General features: G+C 53.7%; 14 protein-coding genes. 8 read left to right on the top strand and 6 right to left on the bottom strand.

The genetic code is table 11. The features are described from left to right. Nucleotides 1-32: 32 nt before the first annotated feature. From HZZ01_RS13415 to HZZ01_RS13400, 4 genes are all read right to left on the bottom strand, one after another. Nucleotides 33-1,550: a hypothetical protein gene (locus tag HZZ01_RS13415; protein WP_179898078.1), complete on the bottom strand. Its 1,518-nt coding sequence runs from the start codon at nt 1,548-1,550 to the stop codon at nt 33-35. A 99-nt stretch (nt 1,551-1,649) separates the two neighbouring features. Next, complete coding sequence (locus tag HZZ01_RS13410) at nt 1,650-2,654, bottom strand: YiiG family protein (RefSeq protein WP_370463474.1); 1,005 nt, start codon at nt 2,652-2,654, stop codon at nt 1,650-1,652. A gap of 99 nt (nt 2,655-2,753) precedes the next feature. Then, a complete protein-coding gene (locus HZZ01_RS13405; protein WP_179898376.1) occupies nt 2,754-4,631 on the bottom strand; it encodes a M48 family metallopeptidase in 1,878 nt (625 codons plus the stop codon). A gap of 343 nt (nt 4,632-4,974) precedes the next feature. Next, nucleotides 4,975-5,412: a DUF2628 domain-containing protein gene (locus tag HZZ01_RS13400; RefSeq protein WP_179898076.1), complete on the bottom strand. Its 438-nt coding sequence runs from the start codon at nt 5,410-5,412 to the stop codon at nt 4,975-4,977. A 394-nt stretch (nt 5,413-5,806) separates the two neighbouring features. Here HZZ01_RS13400 and HZZ01_RS13395 point away from each other — a divergent pair, with 394 nt between their 5' ends. Together HZZ01_RS13395 and HZZ01_RS13390 are read left to right on the top strand one after the other, a co-directional pair. Then, complete coding sequence (locus HZZ01_RS13395; RefSeq protein WP_179898074.1) at nt 5,807-6,148, top strand: hypothetical protein; 342 nt, start codon at nt 5,807-5,809, stop codon at nt 6,146-6,148. Nucleotides 6,149-6,219: 71 nt separating this feature from the next. Continuing rightward, nucleotides 6,220-6,777, top strand: a complete 558-nt coding sequence (locus HZZ01_RS13390; RefSeq protein WP_179898072.1) for a hypothetical protein — start codon at nt 6,220-6,222, stop codon at nt 6,775-6,777. 152 nt (nt 6,778-6,929) lie between these two features. Here the strand turns inward: HZZ01_RS13390 and HZZ01_RS13385 are convergent, their stop codons facing one another. Then, complete coding sequence (locus tag HZZ01_RS13385; protein WP_179898070.1) at nt 6,930-8,048, bottom strand: ABC transporter ATP-binding protein; 1,119 nt, start codon at nt 8,046-8,048, stop codon at nt 6,930-6,932. Between the two features lie 325 nt (nt 8,049-8,373). Between HZZ01_RS13385 and HZZ01_RS13380 the strand changes: the two genes are divergently transcribed. From HZZ01_RS13380 to HZZ01_RS13355, 6 genes are all read left to right on the top strand, one after another. Next, nucleotides 8,374-9,594: an extracellular solute-binding protein gene (locus HZZ01_RS13380; RefSeq protein ID WP_179898069.1), complete on the top strand. Its 1,221-nt coding sequence runs from the start codon at nt 8,374-8,376 to the stop codon at nt 9,592-9,594. Continuing rightward, nucleotides 9,594-10,943, top strand: a complete 1,350-nt coding sequence (locus HZZ01_RS13375) for a carbohydrate ABC transporter permease (RefSeq protein WP_218928193.1) — start codon at nt 9,594-9,596, stop codon at nt 10,941-10,943. The genes HZZ01_RS13380 and HZZ01_RS13375 overlap by 1 nt, the downstream gene beginning before the upstream one ends. 10 nt (nt 10,944-10,953) lie before the next feature. Continuing rightward, on the top strand, nt 10,954-11,805 hold the full coding sequence (locus HZZ01_RS13370; protein ID WP_140033818.1) for a sugar ABC transporter permease: 852 nt from the start codon (nt 10,954-10,956) through the stop codon (nt 11,803-11,805). A 3-nt stretch (nt 11,806-11,808) separates the two neighbouring features. Beyond that, the gene (locus HZZ01_RS13365) at nt 11,809-13,002 is read left to right on the top strand and encodes a glycosyl hydrolase 53 family protein (protein WP_179898065.1); all 1,194 of its coding nucleotides are present in this window, start codon (nt 11,809-11,811) and stop codon (nt 13,000-13,002) included. A 41-nt stretch (nt 13,003-13,043) separates the two neighbouring features. Continuing rightward, nucleotides 13,044-15,104 (top strand): beta-galactosidase, encoded by a 2,061-nt coding sequence (locus HZZ01_RS13360; RefSeq protein ID WP_179898063.1) that lies wholly within the window; start codon nt 13,044-13,046, stop codon nt 15,102-15,104. A gap of 234 nt (nt 15,105-15,338) precedes the next feature. Next, nucleotides 15,339-15,653, top strand: coding sequence for a glucose PTS transporter subunit EIIB (locus HZZ01_RS13355; RefSeq protein ID WP_136198973.1), 315 nt, complete (start codon nt 15,339-15,341; stop codon nt 15,651-15,653). Nucleotides 15,654-15,763: 110 nt separating this feature from the next. Here the strand turns inward: HZZ01_RS13355 and HZZ01_RS13350 are convergent, their stop codons facing one another. Continuing rightward, complete coding sequence (locus tag HZZ01_RS13350; RefSeq protein ID WP_179898060.1) at nt 15,764-17,026, bottom strand: maltoporin; 1,263 nt, start codon at nt 17,024-17,026, stop codon at nt 15,764-15,766. Between the last annotated feature and the right edge of the window lie 61 nt (nt 17,027-17,087).

Raw genomic sequence — 17,087 nt, 5'->3', positions numbered from 1 at the left:
GCATTCTGATCTGGCGGCACTATCGTTATTGCTCAGAACTCGCGTAACTGGTCGAAAAGCTGGTAAAGACGCGGCTGATTCACAAGTGAAGCGCCTTGCTTACCCAGCGTCTGTTCCAGCGAATTCAGGTCATTGAACAGCACACTGTAGATCTCTTCACGCTCCACCGTCTCAATCGCCTTTGAACGCCGGTCGATGAGGTTAAAGGCTTCGGTGTAGGCGGTTACGGCGACGGTCAACAGGGCTGCCACATCCATGCTGCTATCAATATTATGCGTCGCAGCCCGCAGATTTTTGTAAGCCAGCGCCGCTTTCCGGGCATACGTGCCTGAAATATGCTCACGACCATCCCAGTCCCGGAACGGATTATGCAGGTTCTCAGCCAGCCACTCCGGCTTGCGGGCTTTACTCAATGAGAGATCCAACCCCCGTGTTGTCGCCCGCTTATAGGCGGTTCTGAGGGAACTGACGACATCGAACGGAACGCTGGTCATCCACAGGCTGGAGAGGTTCGGCAACTGTTCTGGTGAAGGGAAATCGCTCGCGGTAAAACCAAAAATGTCAGAGAAGGTCAGCATCTGCAACTGTGGCAGAGCGGCAATACGCTGCACATGAGTGACCAGGCCAGGATTTCCCCAGATGCGCAGCTCAGTCAGACAAGGAAAACGCTCAACCACAGGGGCCAGATCGATCTCTTTAACGCCCGTCAGTGACAACGCCCCGAGCCGATCGAGACCCTGGAGTATCGGCAAACACTGTGAGCATTGCAGGCAGAGATTACGTCCTTCCTGATGCGCATCAACCTGAAACCCTGACGAGGGCATTGCGGTGAGTGACAGCAGGGAGAGATCAGGATTCAGCCGCACACGACTCACGCCTTCTGGATGGAGAATAAAGCGCGACAGGCGGGTGGCTTCAACATCGATCTCGCTGACCACAGCGGACTGCCAGTGCAGTTCGTTAATAAAGGGATGTTGCTGGATATAGGCCATCAGCTCGGGCGTGCCCTGCGAGGTTTCTAGGGTCATCAGGCAAGGCAGCCGATCCAGCTCTGAGAGGTCAGTCAGGCTTTGCAGGACGCTGTCATTAATACGGGTGGTATTCTCGCGCAGTGTCTGACCGCCAACTATGACGTTGCGCGCGCCAGAGGCGGCTTTAAACTGTGCACGTCTGACCGGGTCGATCTTCTCCCAGCTGCGCTGACGAACCAGGCTGTCTCCCACGTCCCAGCCGAATTTATAGGTGCTGACTTCGTTCTCTTCCAGTGGGGGCAGGTTAGCAATCAACACATGCCCCGGTGGCACGCAGGCGGGAACATAACCCTGATCGAGACGCTCTTTGAGAAAATAGTAGCTGCAACGCAAAGGCTGCATACGGCTGGCTTCCGCTCTGTCAGGCAGATGATCACCCGCCCAGTCGAGCTGGAGTATGGCTGCCAGAAGTTTGTCTTTAGAATTCGTGGGCTGCCGGAGGTGTGTGACCTGGCAGGCGACGTACTGCTGCAACTGCGGTGAAAACACGCTGTAGATATCGCCGACGTTTGCCTGCACGCTCACTCCTCTCAGGATAAAATTGACGGTCAAAAAACACGATGAGCGCTTTTCGGGCTTCACCCGCCCGCCCCGGAACCTGTGGGGCGGGCTGTCGGCTTACATGCGGTTACTGGCCTCGACCAGTTCGTTATAAGATTTTAAAACGCGCATCGGAGAGCCCGATACCATCCAACCCGAACTGCCACTTCCTTTCAGCAGCATCTGATCTCCCGTGCTGTAAGGTGTTTTATCGCGGACCCGACGCATGCGATCTTTGCAGTCTTTCAGGAAGGTTCCGGCATTTTCCTGGAAGATGGACCAGGTTAATGGCTTGCCCGCTTCACTGGCTGTTGCTTTTCCTGCGTCAGCCAGAAGCGCACTGTAAGCCTCTATCGCTTTTGTCACCTCAGCCACATCGGGCGCGGGTACGGTAAGCTCTGTCGCCAGCTGTTTAGCCTGGGTAACTAACGCGAGACGGTAGTAGCGGCTATGGCGGCCCTCCGACTTTTCAATCTCAACCAGCTGCGCGGAAGTGAGCGCATTGTTCTCTTTTTCAACTTCGGCACCAAACTGGTCGCTGTCTTTCATGAAGCGGTCAAACGCCTTCATGAGCGGCTGATGCATCTGTTTGCCTTTCGCGAAGCCATCATCTTTATAATCTTCCTGACTGTAGTAAAGGTGAGCCTCAGAAACCAGTGGCTGCAGCGTCGTTAAATCCGCCAGATACTGGGTGGCTGCCGCGTCCAGCGCCGGCATGCTGGGGCTGGCCTTTGATGACTCATTGATAGCTTTAGTACATTTTTCCAGTTCGTAAGGTGTGACATCCCCCAGCACGTTCACGCTGCGCTCTTTGCCGGTGGGTCCCTTTTCAACATTCGCAATCCAGCTCACATAGCGCAGGGCACTGTCGCGAACCGATCCATCGGCGGTGTTAAAGCATCCCACGTAGGCATTTAATTTTGTGGTGAGTTGCGCGGTACTGTCCTGTGCAACGGCCTGAGGCTGGCTTTGCGGAGCCGGTTTTGCATCCGCTTTGTCACTGTTATCGCATGCGGCCAGAGGCAGTACGAGCGCGGTCACCAGCATCCCGGGTAATACAGCCCTGCTTGCTCTTTTAAACACAATCGTTCCTTTATTTAGGTGGTCAGAAAGACAGACTGGAAAGGGATGTTCGCATTGACTCCCTTATCAGCGGCGATAAGGGAGCCGATGATAAACGGCTTATGCGCTTTGCGACGCTTCGGCCGATTCTTCTTTCAGTAACGCCCTGACTGTTTGATGGCGATGCCAGTAAAGGCCAAGGGTATTTTTAAAAGCGTCAATCTCTTTCTTCAGGCCCGGTAAGGGGATCTCACTGCGCTTTTTACCTTTAGCGTTCGGCTGCTCATGCTGCACGTAGAGCTTATCCCGGCCGAAATTACGAATGACGTTGATGTTTTTAACGTTATCCCAATCCAGCAGTTCGCCGGTTTTCGGTGACACGATCCCCTGCCAGGTGATGACGATCTGCGAGCCATCTTTCAGCGTGTAAGGCGCATTGGGGAAATGCTTCAGTACCAGCGCGGTTTCCATTTCACCTTCAGGCTGATAACGCCAGGCCAGGCTCTCCTCATGCACGGAAGAGAAGTCGTGCTCATACTTCTGCCACAACTGCTGTTCGATCTCGTTGGCAACCGGCATCAGATCAACCCAGCTCTGGGCCGGGGAATCGGCGGCGACCGATGCATAGTCGGCTTCGTCGATGTTGTATCCGACGTTGCGCATCCTTTCGGTCAACGGCGGGTGTGAATCAAACGGATGCGGCACATTCTGTTCGCGGACAATACTGATAAAGTCCGGAGAGGCGACATGCTCAGGCAGACCGGCAGCAATTGCTTTACTGATCCCCAGTTCATTTTCATGCAGCGTCCGGTTATTAAAGAAGTTTCGCTCAACTTCACTGCGGTAACTGGCATAGGCCGATACTTTGATCAGCGATTCGATAATCGCGGCGGGGGAGACCAGCGTTGACGCATTGCGATCCGCCACAAACTCACGTTCACGGCTGTTGCGCTGCCACGCCAGCTCAAACAACATGCGATAGAGATAGAGTGGATAATAGACGATCAGTGTTGCCAGATTCTGACCCATCAGCTGCATGTAGAGGTCAAAGCGATGCAGCTTCGGCCCCAGCAGTGCGCCGGAAGCGGTGTCGCCTTCATGAAGATGTGTCAGCTCATGGACCATCACCCCATCAGCCTGCGCAACGGTGAGCTGACGCAGCAGCGGAATACTGACATAGAGTTTACGACCGGTGAGCGGGTGCCCATTTACGCTCAGCGGGGCTTCCGTCACGTAAAAGTTGGTATCGATGCCCGCAACGATATGATCGGGTGGCGTGGTGCCTACTCTGGCGGCCAGCATATCAATCTGTGACCAGAGTGCCGGAGCGGCTTCACGTGTCACCACTTCACCTTCGATGCTCTCTTCCGGCGGAAGCTTTTTGAAGATGCCTTTGATCATGTAATACATGCCGGCCAGCACCAGCAGGCCTACTGCCATCACCAGCTTTGGATAGTAGGTTTGCGTAAAGAACGCGGTACCCCAGAATGAGAGCCAGACCAGCATGCCGCCCTGCACCATGACTTCCAGTGAACAGGCCAGCATCAGGAATTTGCGCGCCAAAGCCAGGCTGATGACCTGTCCCCGGCGGCTTTTAAAGGCGAGGGCGCTGAACAGCAATACCATCAGCAGGACAACGCCGCTGCCGATCAGCGTCCAGATTGCCACCTTATCCATCATGTAGAACTGCCACAGCTCGGATTGCGGTGCGCAGACGGCATTTTTGTAATCCTGCAGATTTTCATCGACCGGACCGCAGACGCTGGACGGCGGGTTCTGCTGCAAAAATGTCTGCAGTTTGCCGGTATCCTGATGTTGCTCCTGCGCATCGTTCATGAAGAACTGGGTGTACTGCTGGTCGAGTTGCGCATTGCCGTATTCAGCAAAAACCAGAGTAATAACGGGAACGAGAAACAGTGTGAACAGCAGCCAGAGAAATACCTTCAGATAACCCTTTTTCAATTCCGTTAATGATTTCAAAATAATAACATCCTGTATGTCAGTGAAAGGGGAAGCTGCTTTTCAGGAAATTCCTAAAAGAATGACCTTGACCCGATTATATTTCCCGGGGGTGTTTGCGAGCTTCAGCGATATGATAATTGATGCAAACTGCTATGAGCCAGTCAGCGCCTGTTCTTAAAAAGCACAGAGAAAGAGTTAATGGGCTTATCAGGTTGCCAGCAGGTTATTCTCCTGACCGGTCCCTCTTGTTGCGCGCGACAGCAATAATTTGAGTTAATATACATTATTTATTTTGATCAGCCTCCGACATGAGGTTTAAAAGCTGCCTGACTACTGACGGTATACCAGATTTTATATTTTTCCAGTTGCGCTGAAAAAATTACCAGCGCATACCTTTAAAGGGATTCCAGCCGTTATCGCCTTTTTTCTCTTTCAGGTAATAATTGTAATTCGTACTCATGCCGTACAGTGCATTAAAGCCATAGCCCAGGCCGACCTGAAGATACCGTGGGAACTCCATGCCTGCTATCGCTAAGGCGATGATCAAAATAGTATAAACAGCCATCATAATTAAAATCAGCATGATATTCTTCTTCCACAGGCCGAGTACAAACAGATAAATCGGACCGAAAAGGAAGGCAATTAAATTCATGTTCACTCTCAGTTTTTGCCTGAAAGGCAGGTGCTTCAACGCCTGTCTGAAGCCGGGTGTACTGGGAGCACCATAACGGTCAAAAAAATCAAAGCGGGCTTGCCACTTCGCACTATATTCTTTAGTTCTGTTCTCTTTGCCATTATTTTCAGTGAGTTGTTCCATGTGAACCTCCATGCTTTACACATAATATGCCGATCACCTTACTGTTTCATCTGGATGAAAACGGCATAAATTTCTTCCACCAAAACAGCCAATGTGAATGTCAAAAAAAGCGATATCACAGCCGTGATTCATTCACACTAAAATAATATCGCAATGCAACGAATAGCGCTGCCGCACCCGGCGTGCACTATTAACGGCACACTGGATTCGGGATGAGCAACAACCTCAGAAAATAACCCTGGCGGCATCAGGCCTTTTATAATGAATCAGGCCGAAACGCCCTGAGCGGGGCAGAGAGAATATTAGCACCAAAGAAAATATCGCCACAATGATAAAAATATGTTAATTTTCAGAAAATAATTTCTCGGTCTTCACCCCTGTAAAGGATATAAAAATGATCGCCTGGAGCGGAGTCGGGTTTTTTGTCGCGCTATTAATTTGTGCTGCTTATCTGCTGTGTAAATGGGTGCTGGATTTTTATTACTACGATGGTTTTTTTGTCGCGCATTTATGGGCGACAGGCGCAACGCTTATCGTTGCCGCCCTCTTTTGTGCGGTCTTCGTCTGGGCGCTCCGGCAGGAAAAATGGCTGGACTCCATCGCAACGGCGACCAAAAGTGAGCCGATGATGGCACCCGAAAAGACCCACAACTTCTTTTTTATCCCCGTTCTTTACTGGCCGATAATTTTGTTACTGCTCGGTTCAGGGATCTGTATTTACGACCTGACCCGATAATGCCTCTGCCTCGCCGACACCCGATTCGGTGTCAGTGAAATGGAAATAGCCACTACACGAAGGAGTTCACGGTGAAATTACGTCAATCATTAAACATTATGGGTGCGCTCTGCCTGACGGCTGCCCTTGGCAGCACCCCGATGATCGCATCAGCAGCCGAAGCGAAAACAGCACAGGCTGCAAACACACAGACTCAGACCATCTCTTTGCTGGATGGCAAACAGACGTTCAAACTGCAGGGCTATGAAAAGCAGCCTGTTCCGGGCGGCGGACCAGGCACCATGTATGTGAACAAGCAGGAAAAACGCGTATTGATCATTGGCGAGGAAGAGATCCCGGTGATTGCACGCGGTGGCAGTGACGCCGATTTCCTTGAAGGCGGGAAGTCTATTAAAGACAAGCAGAAGCAGGCTTCACCTACTTATACGGTGATCAGTGAGAAAACTGAGAATGCCAATGGTCTGCCGGTCTATCATATTGAAGCCACCGACAAAATGGGTGGCAATGATGTGCAACAGGCGACGCTGCTGGCGGCTGCCAACAAGAAATTCACCGTTATTCAGGTGGTTTCAAATCACAAAGATAAAGCTGGCCACCTGAAAGCGGTTAACAACATTCTGGGTAAATAAGCCGGGATAGCGGGTCAGTGAGAGAAGGGATTGCGGGTGTGTCCATGTGTTTGCTCAGCCGGTAATGCCTTCTCTGCACCCAATCTTTTTCAAGGCCTGGAAACATAAAAGGCCGTTTCCGGCCTCTCGATACCTCCCCCCAGACACTCACTTCATGCCGCGCGCACCTGCGGCATCTTGATATCCGCGCTGATACGTGCGCCGTCGGCATCAAACACCATGCAATGGTGTGGATGGAAGGTGGGGCGCAGCGTCTGATAAGGACGGAAATGCACATCGCCAGGCAGCAGCATCTTGAAGCCGTCGTGGCCGTGGCTCTGACCAAACAGATACGTATTGTTGCCGAGTCGCTCAACCACCTCACAGTGGAAGTCGATATTCAGTAGTGCATCGCCATTTATCTGCAACTGCTCCGGCCGGATGCCCAGGGTGATCTCATCTCCTGGCTGCAACGGGCGGATGGGTGAGGGGAGGTGCAGCCGGTGTTCGCCATCGTTAATCACGGCGATCAGACCCGCTGGACCAGACTGCTCCACGCGTGCGGGCAGGAAGTTCATCTTAGGTGAGCCGATAAAACCCGCGACAAAGCGGTTGATCGGATTGTAGTAGAGTTCCATCGGAGAGCCGACCTGTTCCACCTTGCCATAGTTCATCACCACAATCTTATCGGCCAGCGTCATCGCTTCCGTCTGATCGTGCGTGACATAAACCATGGTGGTTTTCAGCTCCTGATGCAGCTTAGCAATGTGCAGCCGCATATCGACACGCAGCTCTGCATCCAGGTTCGACAGCGGCTCATCAAACATAAACACCCGAGGATTACGGACAATCGCGCGGCCAATCGCAACACGCTGACGCTGCCCACCGGAAAGCTGTTTAGGTTTACGATCCAGCAGTTGCCCCAGCTGTAGTGTCTTCGCCACCATCTCCACCTGATGCTGAATCTGCGCCTTTGGCAGACCGTTCACCTTCAGGCCATAGCCGATATTCTCCGCCACTGTCATATGAGGATAAAGCGCATAACTCTGGAATACCATCGCCACGCCACGGTGCGATGGCGCGACATCATTCATCACCTCATCACCAATCAAAATCTCGCCTTCACTGATCTCTTCCAGACCGGCAATCAGCCGCAGCAGCGTGGATTTACCGCAGCCTGACGGACCAACGAAAACCGCGAATTCACCGGCCTCAATATCGAGCGCAATATTTTTAAGTGTTTCTGTTTTACCAAAGCGTTTGGTGACGTTTCTCAATCTGATACTGGACATGCTAATCCTCACGGCAGGAAATTTGGCGGCTAAAATGTATGACGTATAACAGTTCATCTTTTTTCACGTCAGCCCTGATGGTGCCTGCGTTGACTATAACGTTCAGTCAGAGCGTGCCCTATCGCTGTTTTTGATTTCTGTAATACCGATCACACATTGGTGCAAACGGGCTGGAGCGCAGCACCTGTTCCGCGTAGCGTATGGCTCAAATGCGATACGTTATTCACTCTTCACATGCCTGATGAATACATATTCAGTGTGCATCTGAAAAAAGAACAACAGCAAATGACAGCTAAAAATGTCATACCTTCACACGAGGCCAGCAATGAAAATTAAAATCAGCGTTACGCTACTCCTGTCAGCATTGATGCTTAATCAATCCGTCTGGGCCGCTCAGCAACTTACCGTCTGGGAAGACATTAAAAAATCAGACGGCATCAAAACGGCGATCGCCGATTTTCAGAAACAGTTCGGCGTTGAAGTGAAAGTACAGGAGATGCCGTTTGCACAGCAGATCGAAAAGCTGCGCCTGGATGGTCCGGCGGGAATTGGCCCGGATGTGCTGGTGATCCCCAATGACCAGCTTGGCAGTGCAGTCGTGCAGGGCTTGCTGGCACCACTGAAAATCGACGCGGCACAACAGAACGCCTACACCCCGTCGGCGATGGCGGCTTTTAAACAGAACGACGTGGTCTACGGCGTCCCCAAGGCGGTTGAAACGCTGGTGCTGATTTACAACAAAGATCTGCTACCCGCGCCGCTGAAAACCCTGGATGAGTATCGCGCTTTCTCTCAGAAGCAGCGTGAGGCGAAACAGTATGGCCTGCTCGCCAAGTTTGACCAGATTTACTACAGCTGGGGCGTGATGGCACCGATGGGGTCTTACATCTTTGGCAAAGACGCCAAAGGCGCGATTAACACCAAAGATATCGGGCTTAACACGCCGGGCAGCGTGGAGGCGGTGACTTATCTTAAGCGTTTCTTCAGCGAAGGATTGCTGCCGGGCGGCATCATGGGCGACAACGGCCTGAACGCCATCGACTCGCTGTTTACCGAGAAGAAAGCGGCGGCGGTGATCAACGGGCCATGGGCGTTCCAGCCCTATCAGGCCGCCGGGATCAACTACGGCGTGGCACCCCTGCCATTGCTGCCAAACGGCAAGCCGATGAGCTCCTTCCTGGGTGTAAAAGGCTATGTGGTTTCGACCTGGAGCAAAGATCAGGCGCTGGCGCAGAAGTTCCTCACCTTTATCAACCAGCCGCAGTATGTGAAAGAGCGTTATCAGAAAACCCAGGAAATCCCGCCGGTGACTGCGCTGATGAACGATCCGATTATCAAAGATGATGAGAAGGCCAATGCGGTCGCGGTGCAGGCGGCACGTGCGTTAGCCATGCCAGGGGTACCAGAGATGCAGGAAGTGTGGGGACCGGCCAATGCGGCGCTGGAGCTGAGCGTTTCCGGCAAGCAGGAGCCAAAAGCGGCGCTGGATAACGCAGTGAAGCAGATCACCATGCAAATTGAAGCAATGCAGGCCAGCAACCAGTAATGCCGGTTCGCGGGATAACCGTACAGGATAAGGATCAGGGTGTGGCGATATCTTCCGATGAACATCTGGTGACGGCTCAGCGACCACGTCGTCATGCGACGACCGGTGCGCTGCTGGCACTGTTGCCTGGCTTTGGCCAGTTTTACCACCGTCAGTGGGCGAAAGGGTTGTGCTTTTTGCTTCTGCTCAGCAGCTTTACCGGCGTCTTTCACGATTTTCTGCGTGAAGGATTCTGGGGGCTGTATACGCTGGGGGAATCGGTGCCGCGCGATAACTCCATTTTCCTGCTGGCGGAGGGGATTATCAGCGTGCTGATTGCCGCCTTCGGCGTGGCGGTCTGGGGTATGTCGGTGCGCGACGCGTGGGTCAATGGCGCTAAGCGCGACAAGGGCCAGCAGCTTAATAGTGTGCGTCAGCAGTATCAGTTACTGCTGCGCGACGGCTTCCCCTACCTGATGATTTCGCCGGGCTTTATTCTGCTGGTGTTCGTGGTGGTGTTTCCGATTCTGTTTGGTTTTGCCATCGCCTTCACTAACTACAACCTCTATCACACGCCCCCGGCGAAGCTGGTGGACTGGGTGGGGTTCAAAAACTTCATCAACATTTTTACGCTGTCGATCTGGCGCTCCACGTTCTTTGACGTGCTGCAATGGACGGTGGTCTGGACATTGCTGGCGACGACGCTGCAGTGCACCGTGGGCGTGATGCTGGCGATTCTGGTGAATCAGAAAGACCTGCGCTTTAAGCCGCTGATCCGCACCATCTTTATCCTGCCGTGGGCGGTGCCGGGCTTTGTCACCATTCTGGTTTTCGCAGGGATGTTCAACGACAGCTTTGGGGTGATCAACAACGCCATTCTCGACTTCTTTGGCATCGCCCCTAAAGCCTGGATGACCGATCCGTTCTGGACCAAAACGGCGCTGATCATGATGCAGACCTGGCTGGGCTTCCCGTTTGTCTTTGCGATGACAACCGGTGTGCTGCAGGCGATTCCGGACGACCTCTATGAGGCGGCCATTATGGATGGTGCCAGCGCCTGGACACGGCTGAAAACCATTACGCTGCCGCTGGTGCTCTACGCCATTGCGCCGATCATCATCACGCAATACACCTTCAACTTTAATAATTTCAACATCATCTATCTGTTTAACAACGGCGGTCCGGCCGTGGCGGGATCGAATGCCGGAGGAACCGATATCCTGGTGTCGTGGATTTACAAGCTCACCATGTCGTCGTCGCAATATGCTATCGCCGCCACCATCACCATTCTGCTATCGATTTTCGTGGTAGGTCTGGCGCTGTGGCAGTTCCGCGCGACCCGGTCGTTTAAACAAGATGAGATGGCGTAAGGGAACAGTTATGGCGAAGTCCGGCAGTATTAAACGCGAAAGGTGGATACGCCTGTCGCTGACCTGGCTGGTAGTGCTGGTTGTCTCAACCATCATTATCTATCCGCTGGTCTGGACGGTTGGGGCATCACTGAATGCAGGCAACAGTCTGCTCAGCAGCTCGATCATTCCGGAGAATGCGTCGCTGCAGCACTACCGCGACCTGTTCAACGGCACGGTGCCGTATATGACGTGGTACTGGAACTCGATGAAAATCAGTTTCCTGACCATGGTGCTGACGCTGATCAGCGTCAGCTGTACCGCCTACGCCTTTTCCCGTTTTCGGTTTAAGGGACGTCAGAACGGCCTGATGCTGTTTCTGCTGTTGCAGATGATCCCGCAGTTTTCGGCGCTGATTGCGATTTTCGTGCTGTCGCAACTGCTGGGGCTGATTAACAGCCATCTGGCGCTGGTGCTGATCTACGTTGGCGGAATGATCCCGATGAACACGTACCTGATGAAGGGCTATCTCGACTCGATTCCCAAAGATCTGGATGAGTCGGCGCGCATGGATGGTGCAGGCAACTTCCGCATTTTTGTTGAGATCATCATGCCGCTGTCGAAACCGATTCTGGCGGTCGTGGCGTTGTTCTCTTTCACCGGGCCGCTGGGCGATTTCATTCTTTCCAGCACCATTCTGCGCACGCCGGAGCAGTTCACGCTGCCGATTGGCCTCTATAACCTGGTGTCGCAAAAAATGGGTGCCAGTTACACCACCTATGCAGCCGGTGCCGTGCTGATCGCCGTGCCGGTGGCGGTGTTCTATCTGGCCCTGCAGAAATACTTCGTTTCCGGCCTGGCCTCAGGCAGTACTAAAGGATAAATCATGACGCCAAAAACATTGATTCTCGCCCTGGCGCTGGCCTGGGCGACACCGCTGCTCGCCGCCGATCAGCCTGTCATCGCTTCCGCCGGGCCATGGCCAGCTGATTTTATCAAGGGCGCAGATATCTCTTCGCTGGCTGAACTGGAGAAGCAGGGTGCGAAATTCTATAACGCAGACAACCAGCAGCAGGATGCCATCGCCATCCTGAAAGCCAGTGGTATCAACACCATCCGGCTACGGCTGTGGGTCGATCCCACCGACGGCAGTGGTCACACCTACGGCGGCGGCGGTAACGATCTGGCGACCACACTGGCGCTGGCGAAGCGTGTAAAAGCGGCGGGACTCAAGTTGCTGCTGGATATTCATTACAGCGATTTCTGGACCGATCCCGGCAAGCAGTTCAAGCCTAAAGCCTGGCAGTCGCTGACCTTTCCGCAGCTGGAAACGCAGGTGCATGATTATACGCGTGACGCCATCGCCCGTTTTAAAGCAGAAGGAGTGATGCCGGATATCGTACAGATTGGCAACGAACTTAATGGCGGCATGCTCTGGCCGGAAGGCAAGAGCTGGGGCCAGAATGGCGGCGAGTTTGATCGGCTGGCCGGTCTGCTGAAGGCGGGCATCAGCGGTTTACGCGAGAATCTCAGCGATCCCCATCAGGTGAAGATCATGCTGCATCTGGCCGAGGGCACGAAAAATGACACGTTCCGCTGGTGGTTCGACGAAATCGTGAAGCGCGATGTGCCGTTCGATGTGATTGGCCTGTCGATGTACACCTACTGGAACGGCCCCATCAGTGCCCTGAAAACCAACATGGAGGATATCTCCCGGCGCTATAACAAAGACGTGATGGTGGTGGAAGCCGCTTACGGCTACACGCTGGAAAACTGCGACAGCGCCGGGAACAGTTTCCAGGCCAAAGAGGAGAAAGCGGGCGGCTATCCTGGCACGGTCGCGGGCCAGGCGGCTTATCTGCATGATCTGATTAAGGCCGTGCTGGCGGTGCCGGACCATCGCGGCAAGGGCGTAGTCTACTGGGAACCAGCGTGGATAACCGCGCCCGGTAATACCTGGGCCACACCCGCAGGCATGAAATATATCCACGACGAATGGAAACAGGGCAATGCCCGTGAAAACCAGGCGCTGTTTGACTGTCACGGCAAGGCACTGCCTTCGCTGCAGGTTTTTCATTAACTATTAGCGCTAACGCTGATGTCTTCCTCTGAGGAACAGGTATGAATAAATTTCCCCCGCTCAGCGCCCGGGTTAACCGGCTGCTGCATGGTGCTGACTACAATCCGGAACAGTGGGCGCACCAGTCGGGCATTATTGAAGATGACGTGGCAATGATGAAGCAGGCGAACTGTAACGTTATGTCGGTGGGTATTTTCAGCTGGGCAAAGCTGGAGCCGGAAGAGGGGCGCTATGAGTTTGGCTGGCTGGATGAGGTGATCGACACGCTGTGGCTTCAGGGGATTTCTGTGTTTCTGGCTACCCCAAGCGGGGCACGTCCGGCCTGGATGTCGCAGGCGTATCCGGAGGTGTTGCGGGTGGGACGCGATCGCGTGCCGGCTCTGCACGGCGGCCGTCATAACCACTGCATGACCTCGCCGATCTATCGCCAGAAAGTACAGGCGATGAACAGCAGGCTGGCGGCGCGTTATGCGCATCATCCGGCGGTAATTGGCTGGCATATTTCCAATGAGTATGGCGGCGAGTGTCACTGCGATCGTTGTCAGCAGGCGTTTCGTGGCTGGTTGCAACGCCGCTATGAGACGCTTGAGAAGCTGAATCACGCCTGGTGGAGCGATTTCTGGAGTCACACTTACAGCGACTGGTCACAGATTGTATCACCAGCGCCACAGGGTGAGATGTCGATTCATGGCCTGAATCTGGACTGGCGGCGGTTTATGACCGATCAGGTGACTGACTTCTGTCGTGAGGAGATTAAACCGCTGAAGCAGGCCAATCCCGATCTGCCTGCTACCACCAATTTTATGGAGTATTTCTACGACTACGATTACTGGAAGCTGGCACCGGCGCTCGATTTTATCTCGTGGGATAGCTATCCGATGTGGCACAACGAGAAGGATGAGAGCACGCTCGCCTGTTATACGGCGATGTACCACGATTTGATGCGCACCCTGAAGCAGGGCAAGCCGTTTGTGCTGATGGAGTCGACGCCAGGCGCGACGAACTGGCAGCCGACCAGTAAGTTAAAGAAGCCGGGAATGCATATTCTGTCGTCGTTACAGGCGGTGGCGCATGGTGCGGACGCGGTGCAGTATTTCCAGTGGCGCAAGAGCCGGGGTTCAGTCGAGAAGTTTCACGGTGCAGTCGTCGATCATGTCGGCCATCTGGATACGCGCACCGGTCGCGAAGTCAGTGAGCTGGGCCGGATGCTGGCCGCGATGACGCCGGTGATGGGCAGTCGGGTTGAGGCGCGTGTGGCGATTATTTTCGACTGGGAGAGTCGCTGGGCGATGGATAACGCGCAGGGTCCGCGCAATCTCGGTCTGCATTATGAGCGCACGGTGAACGAGCATTATCGGGCGTTCTGGGAGCAGGGCGTTGCGGTAGATGTGATTAATGGCGACAGCGATTTCAGTGGTTACGATCTGGTGATTGCGCCAATGCTGTATATGGTGCGCGACGGTTTCGCGGCGCGTGCAGAAGAGCATGTTGAGCGGGGCGGGCATTTCGTGGCCAGCTACTGGAGCGGCATCGTAAATGAGAGCGATCTTTGTTACCTCGGTGGCTTCCCGGGTCCATTGCGGCCGCTGCTCGGCATCTGGTCAGAAGAGATCGATAGTCTGACTGACGAGGAGTTGAACGGCGTGCGTGGGGTTCGCGGCAATGAGCTGGGGCTGAGCGGGCCATATCAGGCGCGGGAGCTTTGTGAGCATATTCATCTGGAGGGCGCGACGGCGCTGGCCAGTTACGAGAGTGATTTTTATGCCGGTACCCCGGCGGTGACAGTGAATCGGGTTGGTCAGGGAAAGGCCTGGTATATCGCGTCGCGTAATGATCTGTCTTTCCATCGGGATTTTTATGGTGCGCTGATTAAGCAGCTTGGATTACCGCGTGCGCTGGCAAGTGATATGCCGCCTGGCGTGGTGGTTCAGCGCCGTACTGATGGTGAGCAGGCGTTTCTGTTTGTTCAGAACTTTACGGCGCAGGGGCAGCAGGTGTCGTTGCCTGCCGGGCTGAGGGATTTAATCGATGGCAAAGATGTGGGGGAATCGCTCGCGCTGGGGCCGTGGGGATGTCGGGTGCTGAGTGGGCCAGTAGAGTAGGACTATTCAGGTCGAGGGTGCATCTGCCCCATCGCTTTTACGCATGAGCATTGTCTGTAGAAAGATCGGTCCGGCCTTGTTGACTGGGAGCAGGTTTTTAGAGGCCAATTGCAGGATAGAGGCAGGAAGCGTGTATATTCTGTAAGCGGTCCCGGGCATGATCCCCTCGTTTTCGTTTATCAGTCGTGAGTGGCGGGCAGCAGCCCGCCTTTTTATTATCTGAAGGAGAACAACATGGTGAGTCTGAAATCATTTAAGCAATATTTCAGTCGGCAGCCGCTGACAGTGGAAGAGCTTGAAGTAGACAGCGAGCTGCTGGAGCGTCTGGTGAACTGCTTTGGCGGACGTGAAAATATTCAGCAGGTGGACGCCTGTCTGACGCGGCTACGTGTGAAGGTGTCGTCGCTGAAGGCTGTCGATACGGCAGGATTGCAGAAGGCGGGGGCGATTGGCGTGGTGATTCTGGGGCATGAGGTTCATGCGATCTTTGGTAAGCAATCCGACCAGTTGCGTCAGCTGCTGGAAGCCCGTTTCTTTCAGCCAGAATAAAAAGCTACTGTAAAAAATACGAAGTAAAAAAAATGGATAACCGTCGCCGGTTATCCAAATAAGCCCCTGCATAAGAGCTTAACAATGATCACAATGAGGAGACTGCGCGGTTACCACCAGGCTTCGACCTGTACGCCGAAGTTCCAGGTGTTGTTACTGGTGTTGTCTTTAAAGCTGTGCCCGTCTTCTGAGTCATTCAGGTAAGAAGCAAACAGACGCAGTTCCGGACGTGACATAAATTCGGGACCGGCTGCCAGGCCCAGCGCCAGCGTATATTTCTGACCCGCCTGTTTGTAGTCGCTGCCCACTTTGTTCTCATCTTTCTGCCAGAAGCTGCCGACTTCCCCGATGCCACGGACATACTGGGTGAACTGATACTGTCCACGACCCACCAGCGACAGCAGGGTACTTTTGCTGGTCTGCGCGGTCACATCATCCGCTGAACCCCAGGTAAAGACCTGATTCAGTGAGAACTTGTCGGTAATCGGCAGCAGGCCGGTGTTGATGACGCGGTAGCCGGTGGAGTTTTGAGTATCGTTCCACATGTCATACCAGCCACCGCCCTGCGAAATCATATTCTGCGCCAGACCTTTATTGGCATACTGGAACACCAGTTTCTGATAGCCACCCCACACGTCCTGACTGATTTCACTGGTGACCATTACGCCGTTATCTGCGTCATACAGGCCACCATATTCTTTCTGTTTTTTGGTGGTGTTCGGCATCGCGTAATCAATACCAAACTCAGTCCAGGCACCGCTCCAGGGTTTCCAGCCGGCATAGCGCAGATCGAGGTAATTGATGTTCACGTCGTTATCGCCATCGACGCGGTAATCTACGTCATTGGCATCGCCACGAATCCACGCAAACGAGATAGCGCCCGGACCCAGCGTATAGTTTTCGATACCGGCACCCGAGCCGGAGATATTCCAGTATTTAGTATCAATGATATGCAGATCGTGACGCTGGTAATAGCGTTTACCGCCCCAGATCACGGCATCCTTGTCACCCGGCACCAGCCCTTTTATCTGCAGGTTCAACTGACGTAAACCAAACTGCGCATCGTCGCCGAGGGTGGTTTCGTTATCGTTAGAGCCGTCGGAGAACATGCTGACCATGGTATCGACGTAGAAACTGACATCATCCTTTTTGTAGACCTCGCTGCCCAGCTCAACCTCGCCATACGTATCAGCTTCGTTGCCGAGACGACCTACTTTGTTCTTCTGAAACTCTTCGATACCGCCATCCTGCGATACACCCACGCCACCACGCAGATAGCCATGGAAATCAATGTTGTCGATAGCCGCATAGAGCGTCGGGGAAGTCAGGGCCGCAGCAAGCGCCACAGCAGCAGTACGTAACCTTGTTTCCATGTTATCCTCAATTTTTATTTGTAATACGTTCACATGACAGCGGCAGTAAACGCTTTATGTC

The sequence above is a fragment of the Pantoea sp. WMus005 genome, assembly GCF_013415305.1.
In the GTDB taxonomy this organism is placed as follows: Bacteria; Pseudomonadota; Gammaproteobacteria; order Enterobacterales; family Enterobacteriaceae; genus Pantoea; species Pantoea rara.
This window is presented reverse-complemented; position numbering and strand designations above follow the sequence as displayed.